General features: G+C 49.0%; 2 protein-coding genes. One reads left to right on the top strand and one right to left on the bottom strand.

Going from position 1 to position 2,375, the window contains the following annotated elements:
* On the bottom strand, positions 1–575 hold a 575-nt coding region (locus AC3DKE_RS03230; RefSeq protein WP_487990056.1), incomplete at its 3' end, for a LysR family transcriptional regulator.
* A gap of 135 nt (positions 576–710) precedes the next feature.
* Between AC3DKE_RS03230 and AC3DKE_RS03225 the strand changes: the two genes are divergently transcribed.
* Positions 711–2,312 carry an isocitrate lyase gene (locus tag AC3DKE_RS03225; protein WP_487990055.1) on the top strand — a complete coding sequence of 534 codons (1,602 nt, stop codon included), beginning with the start codon at positions 711–713 and terminating at the stop codon, positions 2,310–2,312.
* Positions 2,313–2,375: the final 63 nt, after the last annotated feature.

Genomic DNA, 2,375 nt, shown 5'->3' with positions numbered 1-2,375 from the left:
GAGTCGAGATAGTTCTTCAAATTAAAGCGCAAAGCCGCAGGGTTATTGCGGTTGAGCAAGCAGGAAAAGCTATCTGTCCATAAGGTGATTTGATGGAACGATTGTGGCATTTCATTGAAGCGGTTAATCGCCAAGTCGACCTTGCCCTGCTCAATATCCTGCACGCTAACATCAGATGGTGTGAGAAAATCCAACACCACATCGGGCGCCTCAGAGCGCAGCGCCTTAACTAAAGCAGGGACAAGCGTTGCTTCAGCGTAATCGCTAGACATGATGCGAAACACACGGCGCGATGTCAGCGGCTTAAACTCTTGCCGAGGTTCTAAGATGTCGGTGATTTGCGACAAGGCTTGGCGAATCAACGGTGCCAGCTCAAGCGCTCGCTCCGTCGGCGTCATGCCTTGGCTACTGCGAATGAGCAAAGGATCATTGAAAAGGTCGCGTAAGCGCTTAAGACCATTCGACAATGCCGGCTGCGTAATGCCTAACTGGCCTGCTGCGCGCGTGACACTTTGCTCGCGAAGCAAGACATCTAGATAGACTAATAAGTTGAGATCAATGCGCTCAAGATTCATGGCGTGAATACCGACTATAAAAACTATAAACTTTGAAAATTATGCCATGAACCCCTACACTGCGCCCACTGTTAATAGCACCTTTAAACATTATATGGGCGCATTGACATCCACCCCTCGTGACAGGAAAACGCCATGACTACGTACACCTCTGCGATTGACGCTGTTCGCGCCGTGAAGGCCAAATTTGGCACCCCATGGAGCGCTATTAGCCCAGAAGATGCGGCTCGCATGCAAATGCAAAACCGTTTCAGAACTGGTTTAGATATTGCCAAGTACACTGCCGGCATTATGCGCCGCGACATGGCTGAATACGACGCCGACACCAGCAAATACACACAATCGCTGGGTTGCTGGCACGGTTTTGTTGCCCAACAAAAAATGATCGCCAACAAAAAATACTTCGGCACTACAGAGAAAAAATACCTGTACCTGTCGGGTTGGATGGTTGCCGCCCTTCGTTCAGAGTTTGGTCCACTGCCTGACCAATCAATGCACGAAAAAACTTCAGTTCCAGCATTGATCGAAGAGCTGTACACCTTCTTACGTCAAGCCGACGCTAAAGAAATGAACGACCTCTTCCGCAGCTTGAAAAAAGCCCAAGAAGCTGGCGACACAGCTAAAGCTAAAGATCTCGAAGATCAAATCAATAACTACGAAACTCACGTTGTACCAGTGATTGCAGACATCGATGCCGGTTTCGGTAACGATGAAGCAACATACCTGCTGACGAAGAAAATGATTGAAGCTGGTGCTTGCGCCATCCAAATCGAAAACCAAGTGTCCGACGCTAAACAGTGCGGTCACCAAGCCGGTAAAGTAACCGTGCCACACGAAGATTTCATCGCGAAAATCAACGCTGTGCGTTACGCGTTCCTAGAGCTCGGCGTCGAAGAAGGCATCATTGTTGCCCGTACCGACTCCGAAGGCGCTGACTTGACACAAAAAATCCCTGTCTCGAACAAGAAAGGTGATTTGGCGTCGCAGTACATCAGCTACTTGGCAACAACAGAAATCGACATCTCTGAAGCTCAAGATGACGAAATCCTAATCAAGCGTGATGGCAAGCTACACCGTCCAACACGCTTAGCTTCTGGCCTGTACCAGTTCCGTGAAGGCACACAGATTGACCGTGTTGTGCTCGACTGCATCACATCGTTGCAAAACGGTGCTGACTTGCTCTGGATCGAAACGCCAACACCAAACGTGAAAGAAATTGCACACATGGTTAACCGCGTTAAAGAAGTCGTGCCAAACGCTAAGCTGGTTTACAACAACAGCCCATCGTTCAACTGGACATTGAACTTCCGTCAACAAGCCTACGATCGTTTTGTTGCTGAAGGCAAAGACGTATCGGCTTATGACCGCGCCAAACTGATGAGCATTGATTACGACGAAACTGAATTGGCAAAAGATGCTGATGAAAAAATCCGTACCTTCCAAGCCGATTCGGCTCGCGAAGCTGGTATTTTCCATCACCTGATCACTTTGCCTACTTACCACACCACTGCTCTGCACATGCATGAACTGTCCAAAGGCTACTTTGGCGACCAAGGCATGTTGGCTTATGTGGCTGGCGTGCAACGTAAAGAGATCCGCGAAGGTGTTGCTTGCGTTAAGCACCAAGCCATGGCTGGTTCGGACATTGGCGATGATCACAAAGAGATCTTCGCTGGCGAACAAGCTCTGAAAGCTGGTGATGACAGCAAAAACACGATGAACCAGTTCTCTGCGTAATCGCTGTTGATTTGAGAAAAGCCCTGCACTTCGGTGCGGGGCTTTTTTTTGAGCTATATACGC

This window comes from Paraperlucidibaca sp. (genome assembly GCF_982810325.1).
Note: the sequence above shows the minus strand (reverse complement) of the source record. Positions and strands in the feature narration are given on the sequence as shown.

What these genes read in the sequence shown, in the direction of transcription:
- AC3DKE_RS03225 (WP_487990055.1), top strand. Translation starts at nt 711, where the DNA reads ATGACTACGTACACCTCTGCGATTGACGCTGTTCGCGCCGTGAAGGCC.